Below are 26,208 nucleotides of genomic sequence, written 5' to 3'. Positions count from 1 at the left end.
GCGTCTTCACCATCGAAATAAGTGAGCCTGATCCCGTTGTTCAGGGGGGGGCTTTGCTACTGTCATCGCAAGCAACCTGTGGTCCCGCAAGGAGAGCTTCGCCGTGAAGTTCAATGCCGTTCTCGTATTCGTTATGATCTCTGGACTTATTTGTTGTCAAAAGTCAGGGGCCACAAACCGCGTCGATCAGGCCCTGTTGGCCTCGACACTCCCCGCTGGCTCAGGCCAAGCGATTGAAGGCGCCCAGTGCAATGCAAGTGAGCAGGTCGTGATCTCTTGCCGTCTGCAAGAACGTGACGAATGGGCATCGATCTGCACCAACACGGCTTCCACTTCCCGCGATCTGAAATTCCGGTTTGCCCTTGGTAAATCAAGGGGAGTGCCGAAAGTGAAGGTGCCGGAGATTGGCCATGCTCCATCAAGCGATTTCAGGCGATCACGCCTGATGCTGATGGGCGGTGCCGGTGGGCTGGTGTTATCGACGACAACCGATGGAACACGTTACGCGCTGTACTCAATACAAGGTAATGGTTTCGCCATCGCCGGGTTGCAGAAATCGGCCGCTGGGAGCGCACGTGCGACCAGCAACATAGAGTGCGACATGAGCACGCTCCAGGAAGCGGAGGATGAGCGCCTCCAGAACGTGATTGATACTTGGGCGCATGATCAACGGTACGAAAATAAAGGCTTGTTGTAGATCGCGAAAATGTCGGGGGATTGCCGAGCCGCGATCTTTGAGTGCATCGAAGTTTTCTACAGCCGGGGAGGCCCCGTTCCGGCATGGGTTATACGGCTCACACACAAGCCGAGCAGCGATATCAACAGGTCAGGACTGTCCCCTGACTATCCTGTCCACGAAACACGGGCCACTTCAGTCGTCTTGCCCTGGATGATCTCAAGGACCAGTGCCGACTTGCGCCGGGCGGTCCAACGCTTGATTTCTTCTTCCATCACTACGCTCATTGGTGTCGCCTTCGGGAGTTGTAACACCTGAGCAGGAATTCAGTGGGTCATTACAGCCGTTCTTCCGTTCTGCCGCTCGAGCATGATTGCGGCAGATTCTTCAGGGCTTAGGTGTTGGTAGGTTCTGGACATGGCAACGACCCGATATGGGGGCGCTGCACTTGGAAGTTGAGTCTAAGCTCTTACCCGGGTTCGTAAGCCAGAGTTGTGCCGGCCGCTCGTATTAATTGTCAGATGCTAAGTATCATCCATATGAGTGCGATGATCCCGCCCGTCGCGCCTAGGATAAAAAGTGCAATCGTGAGTATGAAGAGAATATTGCCAAACTTTCCAGATATGTAGCCAACTAGGACGGCCATGCCGGCAGCAATGAAAAACTTGATCCAAGTTGCCAGGCTTGAGAATTCACTGAAGAAGGAAAGTATAAATACTGCAGAAATTCCCGAGACAACGAAGCCAAGTATCGCAAAAAAAGGATTGAATGAATTGGATATTTCTGATATTAGTTGTCTGGTCGATATTTCTGGATTGGCCGCTTCCATTTCCTCCCGTGAGTCGTAGTGCTCAGTGGTTCCGTCAAACTGTCGCTTTGAGTATCTGGTGGCCATAACTCCCCCGTATAGTTCTTTAAGTATGAATTAATTCGCTCCGAGAATTGATGTCAGACGTTGGCGTGCGTAGCGTAAAGTCCATGGGTGGCCACTAAGTGGTGGGTAACTTTATTAAATAAATACACTCATGCTGGTTAGGTATGAGTGCGCTAAATGTTGACGAGTACTTGGTAATTCAGTGCCGAGTGTAGGCGTTGGTGGCTGTGTAAATCCAGGTGGCTGCACTGGATATGGCGCAAACTGTGATCTGTGTCGACTAAATGCCTAATTTGCTGGCGCTAATGATTTGCCAATTTTCCGGTTTTTTTGGGGCTTTCCATACGCCGTGGAATGTCCGGCGCTAACAAAAAAGCCGGCTTGCGCCGGCTTTTTGTACCTCTCGGTGATGTCAGCAAGTGCTGATCAACGCACCGGCATGCCGCCCAGTGCACCGTCGTCGGCATCGAGCAGGGCCAGTGCGCCGCCGTCGAAGCCGGCCGAGAGGATCATGCCTTCGCTGATGCCGAAGCGCATCTTGCGCGGGGCGAGGTTGGCGATGAAGACGACATTGCGGCCGATGAGCTTTTCCGGCTCGCCGTAGCTGGCGCGGATGCCGGAGAAGATCTGGCGCTGGCCCAGGTCACCGGCGTCGAGCTTGAAGCGCAGCAGCTTGTCCGAGCCTTCGACGAAATCGCACTCGAGCACCTTGCCGATGCGCAGGTCCAGCTTGGCAAAATCCTCGATGCCGATGTACTGCGGGGCATCGCCCGCGGCCTTGGCAGCAGCCGTGGCGGCTTCGGCCTTGGCCGGCTTGTCAGCCTTCTTTTCGGCCTTGGGGGCTTCGGCGGTGGCGGCGGTCAAGGTGTCCTTGGAGGCGTCGGTCATGGCGTCAATCATCTTCGGGTCAATACGGGTGAACAGCGCCTGGTAGGGCGCAATGGTGTGATTGGTCAGCGGCGCGTCCAGATCGCTCCAGGCGTTGACCGGGGCATTGAGGAAGCTTTCGGCTGCGTGCGTGGTGCGCGGCATCACCGGCTTCAGGGCGGCGGCCAGCACGCGGAACAGGTTCAGGGCCTGGGTGCAGACCGACTGCAGCTGCGCCTCAGCACCTTCCTGCTTGGCGATGACCCACGGCTTGGTGTCGTCGATGTACTTGTTGGCTTCATCGGCCAGGGCCATGGTCAGGCGGATGGCGGCGGCCGCATCGTTGCGCTCGTAGGCGGCGCGAATGTCACCCAGGGCGGCAACGAAGCGGTCGTACTGGGCGGCATCGGGCAGGCTGGCGGCCAGCTGGCCGTCAAAGCGCTTGGAGATGAAGCCGGCCGCGCGGCTGGCCAGGTTGACGAACTTGCCGACCACATCGCTGTTCACGCGGGCCACGAAGTCGGACAGGTTCAGGTCCAGATCGTCCACGCCGCCGCCGCTCTTGGCGGCGAAGTAGTAGCGCAGGGCTTCGGCTTCCAGGCCCACGTCCAGGAAGGTGCGGGCCTTGACGAAGGTGCCGCGCGACTTGCTCATCTTGGCTCCGTCCACGGTCAGGTAGCCGTTGACGTGCAGGCGGGTGGGCACCTTCATGCCGGTACCGTGCAGCACCGACGGCCAGAACAGGCCGTGGAAGTTGACGATGTCCTTGCCGATGAAGTGGTGCAGTTCGGTGGCCGAACCGGCGGCGGTGATGGCGGTGAAGTCATCGCCGGTCTTCGCGCACAGGTTCTGGAAGCTGGACAGGTAGCCGATTGGCGCGTCCAGCCACACGTAGAAATACTTGCCCGGGGCGCCGGGGATCTCGAAACCGAAGTAGGGCGCATCGCGGGAGATGTCCCAGGCGCGCAGGCCGCCTTCGGCATCCAGCCATTCGGCCAGCTTGGCCTTGACGCCCGGCAGGGCCACATCGCCGGCCAGCCACTCACGCAGGAAGGCGTCGAAATTGCCCACTTCGAAGAAGTAGTGCACCGAATCGCGCATTTCCGGGGTGGCACCGGAGACCACCGACTTCGGCTCGATCAGGTCGGTCGGGCCGTAGGTGGCGCCGCAGACTTCGCAGTTGTCGCCGTACTGGTCAGCCGCCTTGCACTTGGGGCAGGTGCCCTTGATGTAGCGGTCCGGCAGGAACATGCCCTTGGCCGGGTCATAGAACTGGGCCACGCTGCGCTTGGAGATGTGGCCGGCGGCTTCCAGCTTCAGGTACAGCGATTCGGTCAGCGCCTTGTTGGCGGCCGAGTTGGTCGAATCGTAGTGGTCAAAATCCACCCCGAAGGCAGCAAAGTCGGCCTCGTGGCTGGCCTGGATGCCGGCGATGTAGGCCTCCGGGCTCAGGCCGGCCTTTTCCGCGCCGAGCATGATCGGGGTGCCGTGGGTGTCATCGGCGCACACATACCAGACCTTCTCGCCCAGCATTCGGCGCGCGCGCACCCAGATGTCGGCCTGGATGTAACCGACCAGGTGGCCGAGGTGGAGCGGGCCGTTGGCATACGGCAGGGCATTGGTGACAAGTGCGCTACGGGTCATGACCGTTCGATGAGACGTGGGAACGGGCAATTATCGCACGGCTGGCCTGTCTCACCGGGGAACCGAGGCCCCGGCCGTGCTGGTGGGCGTGCTGACCGGGCGCTCAGGCGTCGGGCTCGAACTGGAACACCTGCTCGATGCCCACGCCCAGGGCGGCGGCGATCAGGAAGGCCACCTCCAGCGAGGGTGAATAGCGGTTGCCCTCGATGGCGATGATGGTCTGCCGGGTCACGCCCACCCGCTCGGCCAGCTCCTGCTGGGTCAGCCCGCCGGCCTGCTGGCGCAGTTCGCGCAGGCGGTTGCCCAGGCGGCCGGTTGTCTTGCCCATGGCTCACACGCCCCGGCGATGGAAATACAGCTGGCTGGCCAGGGCCAGGATCTGGGAGGCCACCCAAAAGCCCAGCAGCACATGCATAAAGGCGGCATTGCCGGGCACCAGCAGGGCAACGCACAGGGCGCAGAACACTCCGCAGGCGAGCAGCCAGCCCGACAGCCGGCTGCCCTTGAGCTCGATCAACACGTCGCGTTCGTCACGGCTGACCCCGCGTGCCCCCAGCTCGCGCAGGCTGCCCAGCGCAAGCACGGTATGGCCGATGACCTGGACCACCACCAGCACGATCAGCAGGCCGATGAAGCTGCCGATTTCGGCCGGGCCGATCTGGGAGCCGGTGTGGGGCACCACCTTGATGAAATACACGCCGAACACCGCGCACAGACTGGCAAGCAGCAGCCAGAGGCTTTTTTCCTGGAAGGACAGTGGCATGGCAGGCTCCGGGGCCAGGGCAGGAAATGTCAAACAAACTTGACATCGTCAGGCTGCTCCCGGGCGGATGTGAATGTCAATTATTTTTTACATCACGCGCAATCCGTGGCCGCCGCCATGCCCGTACAACGCAACAACCCGGCCAGTGGCCGGGTTGTTGGCAAGCGCTTGCGTATGGGCCTGGTTTACAGGCGTTCCCACACCTGGCTCTTGCAGATGAAGGCGATGCAGCCGGACACCTCCAGCTTGCGGCCGCCTTCGATCAGGGCCATTTTCGAGTTGTAGACCTTGCCCTCGTCCGGCTTGAGGATCTTGCCGCCCTTCCACTTGCCGGCGCCGTCAGCGCGCATGCCGCGGATGATTTCCATGCCGGTGATCGGCTGGTTGCGGCGGTCGTCCTCGCACTTGTCGCAGACCGGGTTCGGGCGCGACGGGTTGATCAGCTCGACGATGCGGCCATTGAGTGCGCCGTTGCTGGTGCGGGTGATTTCCACGATGGACTTGGCCCGGCCGGTGTCCGGGTCAATCTGGCGCCAGCGGCCTTCGGCGTTGTTGTTGGCCTGGGCCAGGCCGGTGGCGAAGGTCAGCGGCAGGGCCAGCAGCAGGGCCTTGATTGCGGTGTTCATGGGAATGTCCCCTCCCAGGGATGGTGGTGGGCGATGTGGATCGCAACGAGGCGAATGTAAGCACATCCGCACACGTACGGAAATCATGCAGCGCAGCAAGAATCAGGGGGCCGGGGCGCCCCAGATCACGGCGATGCGCCGGGCCAGGGCATAAGGCTCCGGGGCATTGCGGTTGCTCAGCACAATGACGCTGAGCTTGCGCTGCGGCCAGCGGATCTGCACGTTGCGAAAACCGATGCTCTCGCCGCTGTGCCAGACCATTTCCCCCTGCAGGCGCACGCCCAGCCCGTAGTGGCTGACATCGGTTTCGCCCTGCACGGTGTTGCCGGGGGTGAACACCTGCTGCAGCCATTGGGCAGGCAGCAGGCGCTGGTCGTACAGGGCCGCATCCCAGCGGGCCAGGTCGCTGATGGACGAATAGATGCCGCCATCGCCGAGCACGGCCGAGGTGGGGCTCTGGTCGGTGCGCTGCCACTGGCCGTCGATGTGGCTGTAGCCCCAGGCGCGCTGGGCCACGGCCGGGCCTTCGTCGGTGCGGGCCACGCTGGCGTTCATGCCCAGCGGGCTGAAGATGCGCTCGTGCAGGAACTGCGGGTAGGCCATGCCGGAGGCCTTTTCCACCACCAGGGCAAGCAGGGCATAGGCACTGTTGGAATAACGGTAGCTGCTGCCCGGGGTGAAGTAGGTGCGGTCCTGGCCCTTGAGGATTTCCAGCACGTCGGCATCGCGCAGCTGGCCCTGCAGGCCGTCGGGCATCACGTCCTCGTAATCGATCAGGCCGCTGGCATGCACCAGCAGGTGGCGCAGGGTGATGTCCCGTGTGGCCGGCGGCAGGCCGGGTAGCCAGCGTGCCAGTGGGTCATCCAGCTGCAGGCGGCCATCGGCGGCCAGCAGCACGATGGCCATCGCGGTGAACTGCTTGCTCACCGAGGCCAGGCGGAAGTTGGTCTGCGCATCGACCGGGGTGTTGTCCTCCAGCGAGGCCAGGCCGTAGCCGCGGGCGTACAGCGGCTGGCCATCGTGCAGCACCAACAGGGCGGCGCCGGGCACCTGGCCCTGGTAATCGGCCATCAGGCGGTCGGTGGCCTGCTGGCGGGCGCTGATATCGGCCGCAGTGGGCGTGCCGGCATGGGCCGGGGTGATGGTGGCTGTGGCGGCCAACAGCAGGGCAGGCAGGAACAGGCGCATGGGGCTCACGGTGTCGTGGTCGAGGGGGCGGTGGAAGTGGCGGACTGGCTGTCGATCCAACGCTGGATCTTGGCCTGCAGGATATCCATCGGCAGCGAGCCGTCGCGCAGCACTTCGGCATGGAAGGCGGCCAGGTCAAAGCGCTCACCCAGCGCCAGGCTGGCCTGCTCGCGCAGCTTTTCAAGCTGCCACTGGCCGGCGCGTGCCGACAAGGCCTGGCCGGGCATGGCCATCGAGCGTTCCACCTCCAGGGAGGCATCGGCCGCACTCATGTCGGCCTGCTTGATCAGGTACTGCGCCGCCTGCTGGCGGTTCCAACCCATGGCATGCAGGCCGGTGTCGGCGACGATGCGGGCAGTGCGCACCACATTGGTGTGCAGGTAGCCCAGCTGTTCGGCCGCGCTGTCATACAGGCCCAGCTGCTGGCCCAGGGCCTCGGCGTACAGGCCCCAGCCTTCGACATAGGCGGTGTCGCCGGTGTGGCGGCGGAAACGCGGCAGGGCCGGGCCGCTGTGGCGCTGGCCCAGCTGCAGGTGGTGGCCGGGAATGGCCTCGTGCAGGTACTGCTGGGTGATCGCCCAACGCGGGCGCTGGGCCAGGTCGTGGGTGTTGATCCACAGGGTGCCGGGCTGGTCAGCGGCGGCCGGGGGCTGGTAGCTGGCGGCGCTGGCGGTGAGCGCACGGCCCGGGTCCAGCGGCTGGATCTGCAGCGGGGCCAGCTCCAGTGCCGGCATCACCGGGGCCAGGGCCGGGGCCAGCTCGCGCTGGGTCTGCTGGTAGGCCTGGAGCAAGGCATCGGCCGAGGGCAGTACATGGGCACGGTCGCTGTACAGCGCTTTGACCGCACGGTCACGGCGGCCGCGGATGCGCTGGCTGCGCATGGTGGTGGTCATCACCTCCTGCAGGCGGCTCACTTCCTCACTGGCCAGCTGGTGCAGCTGCTCGGGCTGCTGGCTGATGGTGGTGTACTGCAGCAGGTTGTGGGCATACCAGGCCGCGCCGCCGGGCAAGGCGCCCAGGCCATCGCTGCTGCGGGTGGCCGGCAGGTATTCGGTGGCGATGAAGCCACGCAGGGCGCGGTAGGCCGGCAGCAGGCGGTTGTCGATCATGCGCTGGTATTCGGCAGTCAGGCGCTGGCGGTCCGCGTCGCTGAAATCGGCCGGCATGTTGCGCACCGGGCCCCAGAACAGGCTGTCCTGGGCGCTGCCGGCGGCCAGCACCGCGTCCAGCTGCGGCAGCACTTTTTCCATCAATGCGCGCGGCTGCACCACGCCGGCGGCGATGCCCTGGCGCATGTTGTCGATCATCTGGTTGAACAGCGTGGGCACGCCCAGCGAACGCTTGGACCAGTTCTGGTAATCGCTGACCGTGGTGAACGGCTGGGCCCCGGCACCGGAACCGAGCAGGGCAATGATGGTGGCCGGGTTGTAGTAGGAGTTGACCGGCAGCATCCACGCCGGGTGGTCACGCCCGGCCAGGGCGGCGCGGGTGTCGCGCACGAAGATCTGGTAGCTGAGCAGGTCCTGGCCCTGCAGGCCGGCATCGCCAATGGCTTCGGCGCGGGCCAGCCAGTGCTGGTTGAACTCGATGTACTGCTGGCGGAAGGCCAGCGACAGGGTGTTGGGCAGCTGGTCGTTGTAGCGGGCATCGCCTTGCAGGGTGGCCTGCAGGGGATCGAGCTTCATCAGCGCATCCCAGTACTCGGCGTACAGGGCGTTGAGGCGGGTGGCGGTGTCGGCCGGCGCGCTGGCGCTGCGGCGTTGGGCTTCGACCGGCAGCGCCGGCAGCACCATCAGGCAGGCACCCAGGGCAAGCAACAGCGGACGGAACAGGGCTACGGACATGGGGAACAACCATACGAACAGGTATTCCCGCAGAGTGCCTGATCCGGGCGGGCAATGACAGCCTGCCCGGTATCGGTGTGCTGCCTGTGTGGTTGTCCGGGTTCAGCGTTCGCCGGCGCGGGTGAACGGCACCGTGTCCGGGGCGACCGCGCCGCCGGAGATGATGAAGCTCATCGCCTGGTCCACGCTCCAGTCGGTCGGGGTGAGCAGTTCCACCGGCACGATTTCCAGATAACCGGACGTCGGGTTGGGGGTGGTCGGCACATACACGGCGGCCAGTTCACGGCCGGTGCCGGTCTCGCGGATGACCCGGGTCACCAGGCCGACCGACTTCATGTCACGGTGCGGAAAGTCGATCAGCACCACGCGCTGGGTGCTGCCCGGCTTGGTCTGCAGGATGTCCAGCAGCTTGCGGGCGCTGTCATAGATGATGCTGGCCAGCGGGATGCGCTGGATCAGAGCGCCGGTCCAGGCCAGCAGCTTCTGCCCGATCACCCTGCGGCTGAGGGCACCGACAAAGATGATCAGCAGCACGGTGGCCACCAGGCCGATCACATCCTGCACCCATTCGGCCTTGAACCAGCCCAGTGACTGCGGGAAGGAAGCGGCCACGCGTTCGGAAAACGGCACCACCAAGGGGTGGCTCAAACCGGACAGCAGGACGAAGACAAACTTCACCACCACCCAGGTCAGCCAGATCGGCAACAGGGTGAGCAGACCGGTCAGGAACAGGCGCTGCAGGGAAGGGCGGGGGAGCGGGGAGGCTGCATCAGGCGACATCCGCGCATTGTATCGGGGTGTGAAGATGAATTCGGCTTGGTCTCATTCATCTTCCGTCGCGACCCACCCTTTATGCCGGTGCCGGTGAGGTGCAGGGCTTAGTGGAAGCGTGACGGCGCGGGTTTGCATTGGTGTTCTGGTGTTGTATAACACCTGTAGATAATCAGCTGCCATTCACCCTTGCACGCTGGATCGTGCAGGGCGGCATCAAGGGGAAAGGATGACGATGTTCAAACGCATGGCCGCCGCACTGCTTGGCTTGCTGGCCTTGTTGGCCCTGTTTTTGCTGGCCTCACGCTTCTGGCCGGCCTCGGCCATGCAGAAGCAGGCGCGTGCGGCGCTGGAGCAGCCGCTGGACTGGCCCGGGGCCAACGCCTGGGCCCTGCTGGAAACCCTGGACCATGACGGGTTGGACATGGCCCAGCGGCAGGCGCTGGTGGATGAGCGGGTGCAGGCATTTGAGCTCTGGGCCAAGGCCACGGCCGCGCAGCGATATGGCAATGGGTCTGCGGTCGAGGATGTGCCCGCCGTCCCGGAACTTGCGGTGGCGCCACCGGCAGCGCTGCCGGCGTTGGAGTATTGCCGTTACGGCAGCCTTGAGACCTGCCTGGCCACGGTGCGGTCCAATCCGGAGGGCGTGGCTGCCGACATGCAGGCGCGCGCGGACTTGATCCGCAATATCGCCGGGCTGGCCGACTTTGAGCATGCGCGCTCGCCTTATGTGGCGGATATCGACTCGCCGATGCTGAATACAATGGGTAGGTTGCCCACGCCGCTGGCAGCCCATGCCCTGGCCCACGTCCAAGGCAACAGTGCTGCTGCACTGGAGGGCCTGTGCCGTGACATGGGCAGCGCCCGCATGCTGGCCAGTCAGAGCGACAACCTGTTTCTGACCGTGGTCGGGGCGCGTTGGTTGCAGGCCAATGGCCAGTTGCTGGCCCATGTACTGGCCGAGCTGCCTGCCGATGTGACCCCACCTGCCAACTGCAAGGCGGGCCTGGAGATACTGCCGCCGGCGGCAATCAGCCTGTGCCGCCCGCTGCAGGGTCAATATGCGATGAATGCGGCTGTTAATGGGCATCACGATGCAACTGTCATGGCAGAACATCCCGTAGGCAGCTGGCTGTTTGACCTGGACAAGACCCTCAATCGTCAGGCTGCCAGCTTGGGCGCTGCCTGCCAGATGCCATTGCAGCAACGCATTGCCCAGGACTTGCCAGTGGACGGTGGCTTGGCACCGGCAGAGGCGCGTTCGCCATGGCACATCGAATGCGCGACCAACTACATCGGCTGCGTGCTGTCGGCCATCGCCGCGCCGGCTTATGACAAGTACATCGTACGCATGCAGGACGTGGCCGCCAGCCAGCGCCTGCTCGGTGCCTGGTTGTGGCTGCGCGAGCATCCGGGCGATGGGGATGTGGCCCGGCAACTGGCACAACTGCCGCAAGAGCTGCGCAGCGCACATCGGCCGGTGCAGCTCAATGCCGATGGCACCGCCTTGGAGGTAGTGCGTTATTACACAGGCGAAGGAAACGACCTGCTGCAGCTGCCGCTGCCTACAGCAGATAAGGCCGCCGTGCAGTAAGGCCAGTTTTTGCAGCCGGCCTGCCGGCGATGAACCAAGCAAAGGAGTGTCATGCGTAATGCGATGAGAATTGTCTATCTGTTGCTGGCCTTGTTGGCTACCGTGGCCCTGCTGATGCTGGCCTCGCGCCTGTGGCCTGCCTCGCAAATGCAGAAGCAGGCCCGTGCGGCGCTGGAGCAGCCGCTGGACTGGCCCGGGGCCAACGCCTGGGCCCTGCTGGAAACGTTGGACCATGACGGCCTGGACATGGCCCAGCGGCAGGCGCTGGTGGATGAGCGGGTGCGCCGGTTTACCGCGTGGAAGCAGGAAAATGCCCGGCTGCGCGCTGCCGGGGAACAGCAGCAGACCGGCGTGCCGGCGCTGGGCGGACAAGCGACCACGTGGCCGCGCAGCGACGTATTGTGCGAGCGGCATCAGGCGGAGCAGTGTCTGGACAAGGTGCGCCAGGCACCTGATGCGGTGGCTGCGGCGCTGGCACAACGCCAGCCCCGCTTGCAGCGGGTGGCGCAGCTGGCTGATTTCGGCCATGTGCGCTCGCCCTATCCAGGCGATGTGTCGATGCCGTACCTGCATTCCACGGGCGCGCTGTTTGATTCCCTGAGCGCACATGCTCTGGCGCATGTGCAAGGCAACAGCGACCAGGCCCTGGCCGGCCTGTGCCGTGACATGGCTAGTGGACGCATGCTGCTGACCCGCAGCGACAGCTTGATCCATGCCATGGTCGGTAACGCCATGCTGGTGGGCAACACTCAGATGCTGGGCCAGGTGTTGGCCGAGCTGCCCGCAGGGCACGCATTGCCGTCCAGTTGCACGGCCGCGTTGGTTCCACTGCAGCCCCAGGACCTGGGCCTGTGCCGGGCGATGCGCATGGATTATGCGATCAGCGGCGCCGCGATGGCCGATAGTTACCAGTATGAAATGGACATGCCGGGCAGCTCCTGGTTGTTCAATGTGGACAAGACCATGGACCGTATCGCCACGGGTCAGGCCCAAGGGTGTTTTGAGCCGATACAGCAGCAATTGGCACAGGACCAACCTGCTGTGATCGACGCCAGTGTCTGGTCGCTGTGGAAGATGGAATGCCCGGCCAATGCAGTTGGCTGCCTGCTTACCGGCAACGGCGCGGCCGGGCCGGGCTATGCCGAGTTCATGCACCGTGCCCAGGATGCGGCTGCACAACAGCGCTTGTTGGGTGCACTGGTCTGGCTGCGTGAGCAGCCCGCGTTGGCGCCTGACGATATCGCGCAGCAGCTGCAGAACCTGCCTGCCGGTCTGGTGTCGGCACAGCGGCCGATCACCCTGAGTACTGATGGCCGGGCTTTGCAGGTAGGCCCGCGCTATTACCGCAAAGGGCCGCAAGCGGCTGCACCGATGCGCGTATCACTGCCGAGTGCCTGGTGGCCGCCGGCAACCGTTGGCAGTTCGGCATCGCCCTGATTGCCCTACGAGGAAAAAACAATGGCCGCTGTTGCGGCCATTGTTGTGTCTGCTGCAGGGCTTCAGCGCTGGTCCGGCTTGAGCCGGATGTAGACCTGCTTGCGCACGCGGGCCACCACGTCGCCCCGGGCATCGAGGATCTCGTTCTCGAACCAGTGCAGCACCTTGTCGCCACCGGCGGCCTGGGCCTTGAGCTGGTCGATCATGGCCTGGTCCAGCTTGAATTCGGTAAACACCACGCCCTTGCCGGGTTTGACGAAATCGATGCTGCCGGCCTTGTCCCAGACGAAGTACTTCGGGCCCATGTTCTTGAGCAGGGCCAGCATCCAGAACGGGTCGGTCATCGAGAACAGGTTGCCGCCAAAGTGCGTGCGCACGTAGTTGACGTTCCAGAAGCGCTGGCGCAGTTCCACCCGGATGTGGCGGTAGTCATCGCTGATCGCAGTGACGTGGATGCCGGCAAACAGGTAGGGCGGCCACAGGTTCATGCCGTGGCGGAAGATCGAAGCTTTCATCGCGGGAAACAGGCGCTGGAAGGGGATCAGCGAGTTTAACATCCGCCCCCGTACGGAATGTGTCACCAACGACAAAGCCCCGCAGGCGGGGCTTTGTCGGGGCGGCTTGCAGATGCCAGATGCGGCTCAGAACAGGATCGAGCTCATCTTGCGGCGGTAGCGGCTGACCAGCTCCTCGTCCTCGATCACCCGGAAGGCGTCGATCAAGGCCTTGCGCGGCAGGCCGTCGGCAAAGCTGCGGTCGGCGGCCAGCATGGCGATGAACTGCTCCAGCGCGGCCTCGTCCTCTCCGCCCAGCAGGTGGTGCACACCGCGCAGGTGGCGGGCAGCCAGGTCCTTGCCATCGGCGGCAATGCGCGCGTCCAGCTCGGCCGGTGCCGGAGCATCGGCCAGTGCGGCAGCAAAATCCAGGCGAGCCTTGGCACGCACGGCGCGGTCATCGGTGGACAGGTTGGCCGGCAGGGCGTCGATCAAGGCCGAGGCCTCGGCGGTGCTGCCGGTCTTGAGCAGGGCCAGGGCCAGGTCCAGCTTCAGTTCTTCCTTGTCCGGCTCGGCGGCCACCGCATCGCGCGCGGCCTGCACCTGCTCGGCCGGGCTGAGCACCACTTCCTCGGCGATCTGGCCCAGGTCTTCGGTGGTGGCCTCGGCCGGCACGATGCCGTGCTGGGCCAGCATCTGGCGCACGATTTCCTCGGGCACCAGGCCCGGGAAGCCGTTGATGATCTCGCCATTGGCCATCAGGAACACGGTCGGTGCCGAATCGATGCGGAAGGCGGTACGCAGCTCGTACTGCTGGTCCACATCGACACGACCCAGCACAAAGGCACCGTTGTATTCGGCGGCCAGCTTTTCCAACAGCTGCAACAGGTCCATGCAGTGCGAGCTGCGCGGGGTGTAGAAGTTCAGCAGTACCGGAACGGAGGCCGATTGCTGGGCAACATCTGCGGTGAAGCCTTCGGCGGTGACATCAAATACGTAGGGCTGCGGGCTCATGCATGCGGCTCGGCTGATAACGGGATACCCAGCAGATGGTGGCGCAAGGGCGCCATTACAAGCCTCTGTTGCCGGGCCGGTATCGGTGCGGGTTGGCATGAAAACAAACAACCGCCGGCAGGCGGCGGTTGTCTGGGCAAAGCGGGGCGGAAATTACTCGCCCGAGGCCGCCGGGCCCGGCGGAGTGGCCGGCTCGGCCACCGGCAGCTTGAGCGAGGTGTCCAACTGGATGGCCTGCAGCGCCTGGATCTGGCTTTGCAAAGCTTCCAGCTGCGAGTTGGTCGCACGCAGGTCGCCGGACAGGCTGGCTGCCTGCTGGCGGTTCTCGGCGATGGCCTGGCTGACCACCGTGGCCTGTTGCTGCTGCTGGGCCAGTTCCTGCTGCATGCCCTGCAGACGGTTTTCGTTCATTGCCACCAGCTTTTCGGTGTAACGCTTGCCGGCATCCAGGCGCAGGGTATCCAGGTAGACCTGGGCCAGCTGCTGGGTCTGCTCGGCAAAGGCGCGGTACATCGATTCGGCATTGTCGATCTGATCGGTGCGGATCACGCGCCAGAACTGCTTGTCGTGGAACAGGGCCACGTAATAGGACAGCGATTCGGCATGGAACAGCAGGCTGGCGCCGTACTGGCCGTTGTAGGTGGTGCGCATCTCGCTCAGGCTGCCGGCAGCCATCAGCCGCTGCATTTCCGCGGCGGTGTTGCCTACGGTGCTGTTCATCGCGCTGCCGGCAACAACCGGGCTGGCCGGGGTTGCAGGGCTGGCCGTGGTCACCGGTGCCTGGGCACGCCAGGCATCGTGGGCACAGGCAGTCAGGCTGAGCATCATTGCGCAGGCAGCCAGAGGCAGACGCCAACGGCCAGAAACGGTCAGGTTCCGAATCATGGAGCTATGTTTTCCCCGAGGTTGCGTTGGCGTGCCCCCAGCTGTCTGCCGGGTCGCAAGCGAGTCTAGCATGGAGATACCGGCACACTGGAAGCCCGCCGGCAGGGCCCTGGGTGATCACCGTACCAGATCGGCACCACCGCACTGGATGGAGTGCATTTCCACCACGCTGCGCCCCAGGTTGATGCCCAGCACCTCGCTCAGCAGCTGGCTCAGCAATTGGCCGATGCCGTTGAGGATCGGCCGCAATACCTCCAGCAGCGGCTTGAGCAGGATGCACAGCACGGTGTTGCAGCTGCCGCTGCCGGTGACCGGGTCATAGCTGCCGCCCTGCAGCCCGCCGGGCTTGGTCTGCAGGTAGCTGGCCAGGTTGTTGCGCACGCAGGTGTTGTAGGCCAGCAGACCGGCCAGCAGGCCCTGGCAGGAACTCAGGCCGAGCACGTCGAACAGGCCGCCGAGCAGGCTGGCGTCGTTGATGGTGACCGAGTGGCGGAAGCCATCCCAGACATTGCCCGGCTGCATCACGCAGTTGCTGACCAGCACGTAGGACGTGCACACCGGGATATCGGTGGTCCAGCTGCCCAGGGCCGGCAGGTTCTGCGCGCTGTTGCCGTCACGCAGGGCGGTGATCACCGCTTCCGGGTCATACGCACCGGAACTCTTCTTGGTCGCCTGCAGGTAGCGGTCGGCCAGCTCCTTGGCATTGGCGGCCGGATCGCCCTGTTGTTGGAACAGCGAGCCCAGGGTGCCGAGCAGGGTGTTGACCAGGTTGGAGAGCAGGTCGCCGATGCGCAGGGCATTGGGCTGCACCGAGCCACTCTGGCCGGCGGCCAGGGTCAGGCTGTCGGTGTCGCTGAGCGCGGGCAGGTGGATCTTGTGGTTGAGCACGGTCTTGCCCAGCAGGCGCACCAGCTCCTCGTTGGCCAGGCCGCTGCTGCACAGCTCGGTGGTGCTGTCCCACGGGGTGATGGCCTTGCCGATGCAGATGTTGGCCACGCTGGAGGTCACATCCACCGTGGCGGTGCGCGGGGTGGACGCGCAGTCCACCGCAGCGAGCCGGCCAAATCCATCCACCACGTCCACATACACCGGCAGTTTGACCCGCGCGCCGAGCAGGCCCAGCACCAGGTTCAGGGCCGGAATGCGGTTGGTGTCGATGTCCAGGAACAGACGGACCTGGCTGGTGTAGGCGGTGGTGCCGATCGGACCGATGGCGATGGATGGCGGTTCGATCACGCTGGCCTTGGCTTCGATGCCGAGCAGGTTCAACTGCGGAATGGACACGGCATGCTCGCTGTTGGCAATCTGCAGGCTGGTCATCAGCAGGTTCAATGCGTTGATGTCGGCATCCAGGGCCGAATTGGCCGAGGCGCCGGCGGCGATATTGGCAAACAGCCCGCCAACCCCGTTGGCCGAGCCCAGGGCCAGACGCAGGTTGTTGATGCCCAGGCTGGCCAGCTTGGCGCGCAGTACGCCGACCTCGATGTTGGCCACCCCCTGCTGGTTGCCGATATCGACCACGGCATCGACCAGGCTGCCCACGCTGACCTGGTGGGTGGCCAGCAGGTTGTTCAAATCGCCCACCGACAGGTCGGCGGTAACCGGGATGCCCAAGGCCTGCAGCAGGCCACGCGGGGTGACCTTGACCTGGGCCAGGCCACGGAAGCTGGCGATCTCGGTATTGCTCAGGTCAACGCCGACCAGCCGCAGCAGGCCCTGGACCGGGCCATTGCTGGTGATGTCCAGCAGGCGCGAGCCGATCGAGAAGGCAGCCACCGGTTCGCTGCGGCGGGCAATGGCGCGCGCGCTCAGGCGCGGTACGCCGGGTACTTGGCCGAACAACGGCAGCGCCGCGCGGCTGGCCTGCACCTGCACCGCATTGAGGCTGCGGCCGCTGCCCACGGCCACCACCGCTTCGGCCCCGGTAGCCACCGACCAGTGGCCGCAACGGATGCTCAGCTCACCGCCGAAGGTGTTGTCCACCAGGGCGTTGCTGCGCGCAGCCTGGTTGTCGGCATGATCGCTGGTGCACAGCTCCAGGCGCTGGGCACCGGCCAGTGCGGCCAGATCGGCGATTTTCTGCACATCACGCTTGGCCCAGTACAGGTAACCGACCTCGATCAGGCCGAGGATGGCGATCAGGCCCAGCATGCACAACATGATGGTGATGGCGGCAGCACCCTGCTGCTTTGCTGGCGAACGCGTTGGAAGGTGCATGGCCATCTCCTTGGCTGGAATTACTGTGGCGTGCCGGTGGTGGCCGGTACGGCGGTATCGAAGAACTCGGGAATCGGGTGGCTGAAGCTGTCCAGGTGCCGCTTGTAGGCCGCATTGGCCGGCTCACCGAGCATGGGCAGCATCGGGGCGGCGGCACGGCCGCTGGCTTGCAACTGCAGCAGGCCTCGGGTGGCATCGCCGATGCGCTGCGGTTGCCGGTGATGGACCTCCGGCATCGGTGCGTTGCCCGCCGCTGCCGGTATGGCGTTGTCTGCGGGGTATGCCGGGCTGTGCGCGGGCACTGTCGCGGCGGGGCTGTCCCCGGCTGCGGCCAGGGTGACCTCGCTGAGGTGTTCGGCTTCCACATGGCGTGCCGCTTGCAGGCTGGCATCGGCGCCCACCGCCACTTCGGCCGGGGCATCGACCAGGCGGTTGTGCTGTGCCTGGGCGCTGCCGAACAGGCTGATCAGGGCAAGGACAAGGACGGTGCGGTTGGCATTCATGGGGTGTTGCCCTGCTGGCTGGAGGTGGAAGGGGCGAAACGTTCGAGCATCGACACCGGTGGCTGCACCCGAGGCGGCTGGTTGACTGGCTGCTGTGCCAGCTGCATTGCCGCACCGGCTGTGCTGCCCGGGGCTGCATTGGGCAGGGTGGGGCCGTGGTCTGTTGCCGCCGGCACCGCAGCGGCGGGCAGGTGCTGCTGGCGCAGGCGTACGGCCTGGGCAGCCACCGCCTGCTGGGTGCTGGCCGGCAGCTGGGCCTGGCGCATGATCTGTTCGGCGGCGCTGTTGTTGCCGACCAGCATTTGCCACAGCGCCAGGTTGGCGATGCTGCGGCCATCGCCGGGATTGAGCTCGGCGGCCTGGGCCAGCGGGGCGCGCGCTGCCGGATAGTTGCCACCGAGCAGATGGGCATAGCCCAGGTCGCCCAGATAATCCGCCTTCAACGGTGACAGCCGGGCCGCAGTTCCCAGATGCTCCAGTGCTTGAGCGGTCTGCCCTTGGGCCATGGCGATCAGGCCCAGGCCGTGGGATGCGGCCGCCTGGGTCGGCCCCCGGTTGAGGCGGCGATAGATCTCGGCGGCCTGCTCGTCCTGCTCGGTCTGGCGCAGGGCATCGGCCAGGCGCAATTGCAGGGCCGGGCTGTCGCCATGCTGCTGGCGATAGGCCTGGATATGGGCCAGGGAGGCAAACCAGGCACCTTGAGCCTGCATCTGCTCGATCAATTGCAGGTACATGGCCGGCTCGCGTGGCTGCACGGCCTCGCTGGCAGCAACGGCAGCCGGCAACAGCACGGCCAGGGTGGTGGCCAGCAGCCGCTGTCGTGCGCGCCGGGGCAGGATCGGTGTGTGCTTCATGACGTACTCCCCATCTGTGAGACAGCCGCCGCCAGGGCAATGATGGCCGGGCCGGCCAGGACCAGCAGCAGGGCCGGCAGCAGGGTGACCATCATCACCACGGTCATCTTCACCGACAGCTTGCCGACCTGTTCCTTCAGGTTCATGCGGCGCTTCTCGCGCAGGCGGATGCCGAAATTCTTCAACGGTTCCTGCACCGCACCACCATGGGAATGAACCTGCACGATCATCTGGATCAGGCTGCGCATGTCCTCGTTGTCGAAGCTCTCGGCCAGCCGGTTCAATGACTGCTCGCGACTGCGTCCGCGGCCGTAGGCCAGGTTGGCGATTTCCAGCTCGCGGCCGATCACCGGCAGGGCAAGGCGCATCTTGTCGCCCAGCATCTGCAGGCTCTGGTCGATGGAAAAACCCACGCCCTGCAGCAACCGCAGCAAGTCGATGAACAACGGCAGTTCGTCATGCACGGCCTTCTGGATGCGCTTGGCCCAGGCGCGCAGGAGGAATTTGGGCAGGAGCAATCCGGCGGCGATGGCCGCCAGCAGGATCACCAGCCAGCGCACGCCGCTGGCATCGGAAAACAGCACCACCAGCAATGGCAGCAGCAGGGCGGTCATCAGGCGCGCGCCAAGAAAGATCGCCTGGCCATGGCTGTGGCCGACACCGGCCTGGTCCAGCAGCATGCGGTCTTCTTCGGCCAGCAGCAGCTGCTGCACACGGCTGCCTTCCAATTGCTGGCCGAAATGGGAAAGCTCGTTGGCCATGCGCTTCCACCAGGGCAGCGTCGCATCGACACTGACGGGGGCCTGGTTCTGGCTGCGCTTGACCGCATTGCTCAGGGCGGCTTCGGCACTCTCGCTGTGCCTGCCACGCACCAGCAGGCCGATGGCTGCCACCAGCAGCGCCAGGGCCAATACGCCGATGCAAAGTGACCAGATTGCTGTCATGGGTTGGGGACCTTGTTGCGGGGTGGATCAGATCGAGCGCGACAGGCGCCACAGCAACGTGGCGCCGATCACTTCCAGGGCCAGGGCAATGGCGATGATCTTCTTGCCCAGCGGTTCGCTGAACATCGGGGTGAAGAAGTCGGGGTTGACCAGGGCCATCATCAGGCCGCAGGCCAGGGGCAGCAGGCCCAGCACCCAGGCCGACATGCGGGTTTCGCTGGTGGTGGCACTGAACTCACGTTGTGCCTGTTCCAGGTCGCGCATGAAATCGGCCATGCGCTGCAGGATCTGGTCGCTGCGCCCGCCGATGCGCATGCTGGTGCCCATCACCACGGCCAGCATCTCCAGTGGTTTGACCTGCCAGGCCTGGGCGGCGAGCAGCAGGGCGCGGTCCATGTCCATGCCGGCGCGGGTGTAGATCTGGGCGTTCTCCAGCACCGGCCGCAACGGTGCCACGCTGTGCGCGGTCGCTCCCTGGAAGGCCATTGGCAGGCTGTTGCCGACCGCAGCAATGCGCACCATGTGTTCGAGGAAGTCCGGCAGCTGGGCAATCATCCGCGCCTGGATCTTCTTCACCCGTCGGTACCACCACAGCGCGACACCGGCGCTGCACAGCAGCAGTGCAAACAGGCCGAGCAACAGGCTGCCGCTGCGCAGCACGCTGAACAGGGAAACCAGCAGCGGCGGCAGGCACATCAGCAGCGCAGTCCTGCTGCTGGGGGGCAGGTTGGCGCGCATCAGCCAGGACTGCCAGGCCGCCTGTTCACTGGTCCTGGGAGGTGTTGCCAATCCCGCTGGACGTTGCCCGTTGCCGGCTGCCTGACGGTTCTGCAGCATGCTCTCCACATGCTGGGTGGCCTGCTTTTTCTGCTTGCTCAGTGCCGGCCCGTGCCACAGGGCCACGGCGGCCGCCAGCAGCAACAGGGCACCACAGACGGCGAACAGGGCCTGGCTCACCATGTGGATTGCCCGGCAGCATCACGCAGGTATTGGCGGTACGGTTCCAGCTTGTGTGTATGCGGATGGAAGCCCGAGCCCTGCCAACGGTCCTGGTCCTTGCCATCGGCATCGACCCAGGGCTCGTGGCGGTACAGTTCCTGCGAGGTGATGATCGCATCACTCACGCCGTTGATTTCGGTGATCGAGGTGATCACACGCCGGCCGTTGCTCAGGCGCGAGATCTGCACAATGAAGTCGATGGCACTGGCAATCTGCCGGCGCAGGCTTTCCTCGCTGCCCTGGAAGCCGGCAAAACCGGCCAGCATCTCCATGCGGTACAGGCAGTCGCGCGCGGAGTTGGCGTGGATGGTGGCCATCGAGCCATCGTGGCCGGTGTTCATCGCCTGCAGCATTTCCAGCACTTCGGCGCCACGCACCTCGCCCAGCACGATGCGGTCCGGGCGCATGCGCAGGCTGTTGCGCACCAGGTCGCGGATGCTGACCTCGCCATCGCCGTCAGCGCCGCCCATGCGGCTTTCCAGGCGCACCACATGCGGGTGGTTCAGAGACAGCTCGGCGGTGTCCTCGATGGTCACCACGCGCTCGGTGGGCGGGATGAAATGGGCCAGGGCATTGAGCAGGGATGTCTTGCCCGAGCTGGTGCCGCCGGAAATCAGGATGTTGCAGCGGCTGCGTGCCATCGCGTCGAGCAGGGCGTAGATGGCCTCGTCGAAGGCGCCCAGTGCCATCAGTTCGGCGGGACGGTACGGGTCCTTGCGGAACTTGCGGATCGACACCATTGGCCCATCCACGGCCAGTGGCGGGATGATCGCGTTGAGGCGGCCGCCATCAGGCAGGCGTGCATCCACCATCGGGCTGGAGTCATCCAGACGCCGGCCCAGCGGGGCCAGGATGCGGCGCAGGATGCGCATCAGGTGGCGGTCATCACCAAAGCGCTGCGTTGCGCGCTGCAGCTGGCCGCCGCGTGATACGTGGATGTCCTTGTGGCCGTTGATCAGGATGTCTTCCACTGCGGGGTCACGCAGCAGGTCGTCCAGCGGGCCGAAACCGGTCAGCTCCTTCTGCAGGGCAACCACCACTGCCTGCATTTCCTGGGCATTGATCGGGATGCGCCATTCCTTGACGAAGGCGGCGGTGTGGGTGTGGATGTAGTTCTCGATGGTCGGCGCCGACCATGAGTCGATATCCACACGCTCGTCCTCGATGCGGTTGAGCAGGTGCTCGTGCGCTGCGGCCAGTGCACGCTGGAACTGCTCGGTATGCTCGAAGGCCGTGACCGAGGGTGCCTCCGGTTCCATCAGCGGGCTCAGGTTTTCTTCCATTTCGATGGACTCATGTAAGTGGCAAGACGTGAGAAGGTGCCGCTGGGTGCTGTGCTGGCCGTGGTCGGGGCAAGACGCGCTGCCAACGGTGCCAGAGCCTGCAGATAGGGATCATTGGGATGCTGTTCGTGCAGCAGGCGGCCGATGCTGGCACTGGAGCGCAGCTGGCGGGAGCGCTCGGGCAGGGTGCTGAGCAAGGGCAGGCTGAAGCGTGCGGCAACCTGCTCGGCGGTGATGCCGAAGCTTTCGTCGTGACGGTTGAGTACCAGTTGCAGGCGTTCGTCACGCTGGCCGCGCTGTTCCAGCGCCTGCAGGCAGCGGTCCAGCGAGAGCAGGGCGCCGATGGACTGGTCGGCCACCAGCCAGATCTCATCGGCCTTGGCCAGCATCGCGGTGGGAATGCTGTTGCTGTCCAGGCCGCCCAGGTCGCACAGCACGTTGCGGTACAGGCAGCGCAGGCGCTGCACAAGGGCGGCGGTCTCGTCACCGGGAAAGGCACTGGAACTGCGGGCCAGCACACTCAGGCCACTGCCATGACGGGAGATGGCGCTGGCGGCAAAGGTGGCATCGATACGATCCATGCTGCGCAGGGCATCATCCAGATGGAAGCCACCTTCCACCCCCAGATAGAGCGCGGTGTCGCCGGCCGGAAGCCCGAAATCCAGCAGCAGGAAGGCATTGTTCGGGCTGTTGTCATCGCCACTGTCAGCGGCAAGGCGGCTGCCCAGGTGTGCGGCCAGGGTGCTGGTGCCCAAGCCCGGACGTACGCCCAACAGCAGCAACAGTTTGCCGTCAGGTTGGCTGGGCTGGGCCGGAACTCCGGCCACGGTGATGGGCTGGTTGCTGCGCAGGTCGCGCTTGATCCGGCGCAGGATGTCCTGGATGTCGTGGGCCGGAGCACCCAGGTCGATGAAGTCGCGCACGCCGGCGCGGATGGCCGCCAGCAACTGGCTGCTCTGGTCCGGGCCTTCGGCAATCGTGCCCACGCCCAGCATCGCCGGTGCCGCCGGCTGCTGGCTGATCGCCTGGGCCATGGCCTGCGAATAATGTGCGTTGTTGCCGGTGTAATCGAGCAGGACCAGAACGGTATCCGGGTTGGCGCCCATCAGGCGCGCCGGTTCGACATCGCGGCTGTCGATCCAGTAGGTCGATTGCAACCCTTCGATGGCCGAAAGTGCCAGCAACAAATGGTTGTCCGGCGCGTACAGGACAACGCGGCGCTGTTTGTCACCGCTGGTAGGGGCAAAAGAGCTGGAGGCGGCCATGGTCATTTAGCGCGAGAATCCGGGCAGGGGGTCCGGGCTGGCCGGCTGCAGCAGCCAGCTGCCCCAGGCCGGCAGGCGTGCTTCGGCCTGCTGCTGGCCGGGCAGGTCCAGTTGGGTGCCGGCACTGAGCGGCTGCACCAGGCGCGGGGTGACGATGATCACCAGTTCCTTTTCTTCCTGTTTCTGGTTGAGGTTGCGGAAGAACGCACCGATGACCGGGATGTCTCCCAGCAGCGGGACCTTGTTGACCATCGAGGTGGTCTGGCTGCTGACCAGGCCGCCGATGACAAAGCTCTGGCCATCGCCCAGCTCCACCGTGGTATCGGCGCGGCGGGTGGAAATGGCCGGGATCATCATCCCGTCCATGGTGATGCCGCGGCTGTAATCCAGGTCACTGGCTTCCGGGGCAACCTTGAGCGCGATGCGGTCCGGCGACAGCACCGTCGGGGTGACGGTCAGGCCGATGCCGAAGGGCTTGAAGGTGATGCTGGTGCTGCCCAGTCCCTGGGGTTCGAGGATCGGCAGTTCGCCACCGGCCAGGAAGCTGGCGCTCTGCCCGGACAGGGCGACCAGGGTCGGCTCGGCCAGCACCCGGGCCATGCCGTTGCCCTGCAGCAGGTCGATGTTGGCCTTCCAGCTGTTGCGCAGCGAGCTGGCCACCAGGTTGAATGCCGAAGACAGGGCGCCGCCATCACCGCTGGCATTGGGGCTGGTCACGCCGTAGTTGAAGCCACCGTTGGTATTGGTGAAGTTGATGCCGATCTGGCGCAGCACCGACTTGCTGAACTCCACCACTTTCACCTCGACCTGGACCACACCGCCATGGTTGATGACGGCGCTGTCGGTAATGGCGTCATCGTTGCCCAGGGCGCTGACAGCGGCCTGGCGGGTGTAGTGGTGCTGCAGCGCGTTGTCGCTGCGCCCCTGCAGCAAGGCCTGGCCGCCCTGGATGGCGACCTGGCCGCTGGCGCCGTTGAGCAGTGCGTTCTGGATCGCACTGCGGACATCGACACGGATTCGGGTGGGCGTAGGCATGCCGCGATGCCACAGCAGCAGGGTGGTCTGGCCTGCGGACTTGCCCACCAGCAGGGCCTGGCCGCGGTTGCCGATGCGGGTGATGTCGGCCACGGCCGGGTCGGCGATGGCGATGCGTTCCAGATTGTCCGGCAGGGTCCAGGGGCGTTGCTCGTTGACCTCGATCACCAGTGCGGTGGCCTGGCCGGCATCGCTGGCAGTGGCCTGGGCAGCCAGTGGTTGCCACGCGCCGGCACCGAAAAGTACCAGTGAGAACAGCATGCAAGGGAAGTGGGCTTTCATGAAGTTGTTGTTCTCACTGGGAGGTAAGGGCGCGCGGAGCGTCAGCGCCACGGATGATCTGCACACCCTGGCTGCTGGCCGGCGCATGGTTGCTGCGGCGAACCGGCTGGATCCGGGCGGGCGTGCTGCGCAGGTTGCTTTGGCTGGTCTTCTGCCCGGTCAGGCCCTTCAGGGTGATGCCGGCGTAGGCACGGTCATCGGCGGTCAGGCTGTCGCTGCCCTGCATTGCATTGCTCGAGGCGCTGAGCAGGCTGCCGGGCTGGGCAAACCGTTCGCGGTCGGCGATGCCGCTGTCAGCCGGGTTGCGCAGGGCCAGGAACAGACGGCCTTCCTGGGCACCGAGCAACACCGGGCCGGCCTGGTCCGGTGGCACTGCCAGCACGGCCGAGCTGGCCAGGTTGCGATTGCTGCTGCCGCTGTTGGTCTGGTTCTGGCTGCGTGCGGTAATGGCCTGGGCCCGCTCGTCCTGGGCGGCTTCGGCTGGCTGGCTGGCCTCGACAGGTGTCGCCACCTGATCGTTGACCAGGCTCTGCTGGCCGTAGGTCAACACCCGCAGGCGCGAGGCAATCATGCGTGCAGCGGCCGGCTCCTGTTCGCCGCCCATGCCGGCACGGCTTTCGGGCAAGGCCACGAATACATCGACGAAATCACCGGGAACAATCTGGTTGCCGACACCGGTGATCTCATCCACCGCAATGGCGATGGCGCGTTCGCCCGGAGCCAGCTGGCTGGACAGGCCGCCGAGAAAAAGCTCCGGCCGCAAGGGCGTATCGGCGGCAATGTCGCGCGAGGGAATGGCGTTGTCGTATTGGTACAGGCTGCTGGTTGCACCGGCAGGCAATTGCTCGACCTGGATGCTCTTCAGGTCGGAAAGGCTGATCGGCTTGCCGGTATCAAGCTTGCGTGCGGCCACCACCATGGTCAGCGGCTGGCGCGCTGGCGTCTGGCCGTTGGCCACCTCCTGCTGCGGCAGCGGGGCGGGTTGGCCACGCTTGCCCAGACCAATGGCGATGATTGCCAGCAATAGCGCCAGGCCAACCAGGGACAGGGCAATGATGCGGAATGTCTTTGGCATTTCCGGGGGCTCGTGTGCAGGTTAAGGGGAGGTGTTGCCCAGCTGGACCACGGCCTGGCTGGTCAGCGGCGCACCGATGGTCCAGCCATACATGGCGCCGGTGCCGGGAATGAAGGGGTGCTGGTCATAGTTGTAGCTGACCGTCACGCGCATGCAGCTGACACTGGAGCCCGCTTCGCAGGGATAGGCACCGGAGACCTGTATCGGTGCGGAGCTGGCATTGGCGCAGCTGGGATTCTGTCCGGAAAAGTTCAGCAGCCAGAGCATCGAGCGGCGTGCCGCCTGGCAGGCCGATTGCTGGCGCTGGCTGATGTCGCCGTAATGCAGCGCGGCGCGGCTGCCTTCTGCCGCTGCCATCGTCAACGACTGCTTGGCGGCAAAGATCAGCGTGCCGGTGAAGGTGAAAAGCAACAGCGGAATCAAGGCGATGATCAGCAGGAAGGCATATTCCAGTGTGACTACACCTGTTTGCCGGCGTGCGTTGCCCTGCACATGGGTGCCGATGTTCATTGCGATGCCCTCCATGCCATCCACAGCAGCGCACTGATTCCCAGATGCGCCGCATACGGCATGCCCTGACGCTTGCCGCGGGCATGTTGCAGACGACTCAGCCAGTGCTGGTTGCATTGCTGGATACGCCCGGCACCGTCAGCGCCAACGCTGGCCAGCAGCATGCAGCGCCAGGTGCCGGTGCCACGCCATACCCAGTTGGCGGCACCGTGGGCACTGAGCAGCAGCATCGAAATCAGCCAGATTGGCAACAGGCTGGCAGGGCCGAGCAAAAAGCCGATCACCGCGAAGAACTTCACATCGCCAGCGCCCATCCAGCCCAAAAGGTGGAATGGCAACAGGGCCAGCAGACCGAGCAACAAGCCACACACGGCTGCTGTTGCGGTGCTGTTGCCATCCCGGGATTCACACAATAAAACAACCGCTCCAAGGCACAGGGCAATCAGCAGTGCCTTGTTGGACACGCGCCTTGCGTAAAGGTCGCTGATGATCACAGCCGTGCAAAGCAGGGCGGTGATGCCAATTGACCACTGTGCCATGGAGCGGCTCTCCCCCGAGACCGGT

The 26,208-nt window shown here is 64.8% G+C and carries 25 protein-coding genes and 1 pseudogene; 3 read left to right on the top strand and 23 right to left on the bottom strand.

Features of this window, described 5'->3' with window-relative positions; all coding sequences use genetic code 11:
• The first annotated feature begins 103 nt into the window (after positions 1 to 103).
• Entirely contained in the window at positions 104 to 697 is a 594-nt protein-coding gene (locus ABB30_RS16220; protein WP_152980659.1) for a hypothetical protein, read from the top strand.
• Between the two features lie 167 nt (positions 698 to 864).
• Here ABB30_RS16220 and ABB30_RS16900 read toward each other — a convergent pair.
• The 9 genes and pseudogenes from ABB30_RS16900 to ABB30_RS08840 all read right to left on the bottom strand — a co-directional run.
• A pseudogene (locus tag ABB30_RS16900) lies at positions 865 to 963 on the bottom strand (DUF1153 domain-containing protein); the annotation flags it as partial.
• Between the two features lie 230 nt (positions 964 to 1,193).
• The gene (locus tag ABB30_RS16215) at positions 1,194 to 1,505 is read right to left on the bottom strand and encodes a hypothetical protein (RefSeq protein WP_152980658.1); all 312 of its coding nucleotides are present in this window, start codon (positions 1,503 to 1,505) and stop codon (positions 1,194 to 1,196) included.
• 471 nt (positions 1,506 to 1,976) lie between these two features.
• Positions 1,977 to 4,061: a methionine--tRNA ligase gene (gene metG, locus ABB30_RS08870; protein WP_057637943.1), complete on the bottom strand. Its 2,085-nt coding sequence runs from the start codon at positions 4,059 to 4,061 to the stop codon at positions 1,977 to 1,979.
• Between the two features lie 103 nt (positions 4,062 to 4,164).
• On the bottom strand, positions 4,165 to 4,389 hold the full coding sequence (locus ABB30_RS08865) for a helix-turn-helix transcriptional regulator (protein ID WP_057637942.1): 225 nt from the start codon (positions 4,387 to 4,389) through the stop codon (positions 4,165 to 4,167).
• Between the two features lie 3 nt (positions 4,390 to 4,392).
• Complete coding sequence (locus ABB30_RS08860) at positions 4,393 to 4,824, bottom strand: hypothetical protein (protein WP_057637941.1); 432 nt, start codon at positions 4,822 to 4,824, stop codon at positions 4,393 to 4,395.
• 185 nt (positions 4,825 to 5,009) lie between these two features.
• Complete coding sequence (locus tag ABB30_RS08855; RefSeq protein ID WP_057637940.1) at positions 5,010 to 5,450, bottom strand: DUF2147 domain-containing protein; 441 nt, start codon at positions 5,448 to 5,450, stop codon at positions 5,010 to 5,012.
• A gap of 102 nt (positions 5,451 to 5,552) precedes the next feature.
• Positions 5,553 to 6,638, bottom strand: a complete 1,086-nt coding sequence (locus ABB30_RS08850; protein WP_057637939.1) for a serine hydrolase domain-containing protein — start codon at positions 6,636 to 6,638, stop codon at positions 5,553 to 5,555.
• A gap of 5 nt (positions 6,639 to 6,643) precedes the next feature.
• On the bottom strand, positions 6,644 to 8,431 hold the full coding sequence (locus ABB30_RS08845; protein ID WP_425477392.1) for a DUF885 domain-containing protein: 1,788 nt from the start codon (positions 8,429 to 8,431) through the stop codon (positions 6,644 to 6,646).
• A gap of 153 nt (positions 8,432 to 8,584) precedes the next feature.
• Positions 8,585 to 9,262 carry a DUF502 domain-containing protein gene (locus ABB30_RS08840; RefSeq protein ID WP_057637937.1) on the bottom strand — a complete coding sequence of 226 codons (678 nt, stop codon included), beginning with the start codon at positions 9,260 to 9,262 and terminating at the stop codon, positions 8,585 to 8,587.
• A 220-nt stretch (positions 9,263 to 9,482) separates the two neighbouring features.
• On the opposite strand from ABB30_RS08840, the gene ABB30_RS08835 reads away from it, so the two are divergent.
• Entirely contained in the window at positions 9,483 to 10,847 is a 1,365-nt protein-coding gene (locus ABB30_RS08835; RefSeq protein WP_152980657.1) for a hypothetical protein, read from the top strand.
• A gap of 63 nt (positions 10,848 to 10,910) precedes the next feature.
• Complete coding sequence (locus ABB30_RS08830) at positions 10,911 to 12,284, top strand: hypothetical protein (RefSeq protein ID WP_152980656.1); 1,374 nt, start codon at positions 10,911 to 10,913, stop codon at positions 12,282 to 12,284.
• A gap of 62 nt (positions 12,285 to 12,346) precedes the next feature.
• Here the strand turns inward: ABB30_RS08830 and ABB30_RS08825 are convergent, their stop codons facing one another.
• The 14 genes from ABB30_RS08825 to ABB30_RS08760 all read right to left on the bottom strand — a co-directional run bounded on the left by ABB30_RS08825 (position 12,347) and on the right by ABB30_RS08760 (position 26,183).
• Positions 12,347 to 12,799 (bottom strand): DUF4442 domain-containing protein, encoded by a 453-nt coding sequence (locus tag ABB30_RS08825; RefSeq protein WP_057637934.1) that lies wholly within the window; start codon positions 12,797 to 12,799, stop codon positions 12,347 to 12,349.
• Between the two features lie 126 nt (positions 12,800 to 12,925).
• Complete coding sequence (locus tag ABB30_RS08820; protein ID WP_057637933.1) at positions 12,926 to 13,792, bottom strand: tetratricopeptide repeat protein; 867 nt, start codon at positions 13,790 to 13,792, stop codon at positions 12,926 to 12,928.
• 153 nt (positions 13,793 to 13,945) lie between these two features.
• Positions 13,946 to 14,620, bottom strand: a complete 675-nt coding sequence (locus tag ABB30_RS08815; RefSeq protein WP_057637932.1) for a DUF2968 domain-containing protein — start codon at positions 14,618 to 14,620, stop codon at positions 13,946 to 13,948.
• Between the two features lie 174 nt (positions 14,621 to 14,794).
• Positions 14,795 to 16,894 carry a TadG family pilus assembly protein gene (locus ABB30_RS08810; protein WP_152980655.1) on the bottom strand — a complete coding sequence of 700 codons (2,100 nt, stop codon included), beginning with the start codon at positions 16,892 to 16,894 and terminating at the stop codon, positions 14,795 to 14,797.
• 20 nt (positions 16,895 to 16,914) lie between these two features.
• Positions 16,915 to 17,397 (bottom strand): DUF3613 domain-containing protein, encoded by a 483-nt coding sequence (locus ABB30_RS08805; protein ID WP_057637930.1) that lies wholly within the window; start codon positions 17,395 to 17,397, stop codon positions 16,915 to 16,917.
• Positions 17,394 to 18,251, bottom strand: a complete 858-nt coding sequence (locus ABB30_RS08800) for a tetratricopeptide repeat protein (RefSeq protein WP_057637929.1) — start codon at positions 18,249 to 18,251, stop codon at positions 17,394 to 17,396. The genes ABB30_RS08805 and ABB30_RS08800 overlap by 4 nt, the downstream gene beginning before the upstream one ends.
• Positions 18,248 to 19,195 (bottom strand): type II secretion system F family protein, encoded by a 948-nt coding sequence (locus tag ABB30_RS08795; RefSeq protein ID WP_057637928.1) that lies wholly within the window; start codon positions 19,193 to 19,195, stop codon positions 18,248 to 18,250. Before ABB30_RS08795 ends, ABB30_RS08800 begins: the two co-directional genes overlap by 4 nt.
• 27 nt (positions 19,196 to 19,222) lie before the next feature.
• Positions 19,223 to 20,155 (bottom strand): type II secretion system F family protein, encoded by a 933-nt coding sequence (locus tag ABB30_RS08790; RefSeq protein WP_057637927.1) that lies wholly within the window; start codon positions 20,153 to 20,155, stop codon positions 19,223 to 19,225.
• Entirely contained in the window at positions 20,149 to 21,477 is a 1,329-nt protein-coding gene (locus ABB30_RS08785; RefSeq protein ID WP_057637926.1) for a TadA family conjugal transfer-associated ATPase, read from the bottom strand. The genes ABB30_RS08790 and ABB30_RS08785 overlap by 7 nt, the downstream gene beginning before the upstream one ends.
• Positions 21,462 to 22,748, bottom strand: a complete 1,287-nt coding sequence (locus ABB30_RS08780; protein ID WP_057637925.1) for a CpaE/TadZ family protein — start codon at positions 22,746 to 22,748, stop codon at positions 21,462 to 21,464. The genes ABB30_RS08785 and ABB30_RS08780 overlap by 16 nt, the downstream gene beginning before the upstream one ends.
• A complete protein-coding gene (locus ABB30_RS08775; protein ID WP_057637924.1) occupies positions 22,749 to 24,038 on the bottom strand; it encodes a type II and III secretion system protein family protein in 1,290 nt (429 codons plus the stop codon).
• A gap of 34 nt (positions 24,039 to 24,072) precedes the next feature.
• Positions 24,073 to 25,134, bottom strand: a complete 1,062-nt coding sequence (cpaB, locus tag ABB30_RS08770; protein WP_057637923.1) for a Flp pilus assembly protein CpaB — start codon at positions 25,132 to 25,134, stop codon at positions 24,073 to 24,075.
• Positions 25,135 to 25,155: 21 nt separating this feature from the next.
• Positions 25,156 to 25,644: a TadE/TadG family type IV pilus assembly protein gene (locus ABB30_RS08765; RefSeq protein ID WP_057637922.1), complete on the bottom strand. Its 489-nt coding sequence runs from the start codon at positions 25,642 to 25,644 to the stop codon at positions 25,156 to 25,158.
• On the bottom strand, positions 25,641 to 26,183 hold the full coding sequence (locus tag ABB30_RS08760; RefSeq protein WP_083489775.1) for a prepilin peptidase: 543 nt from the start codon (positions 26,181 to 26,183) through the stop codon (positions 25,641 to 25,643). The genes ABB30_RS08765 and ABB30_RS08760 overlap by 4 nt, the downstream gene beginning before the upstream one ends.
• Between the last annotated feature and the right edge of the window lie 25 nt (positions 26,184 to 26,208).

The organism is Stenotrophomonas ginsengisoli, assembly GCF_001431485.1.
Lineage (GTDB): Bacteria > Pseudomonadota > Gammaproteobacteria > Xanthomonadales > Xanthomonadaceae > Stenotrophomonas > Stenotrophomonas ginsengisoli.
The sequence above is the reverse complement of the archived record's forward strand: the minus strand, read 5'-3'. Positions and strand labels throughout refer to the sequence as shown.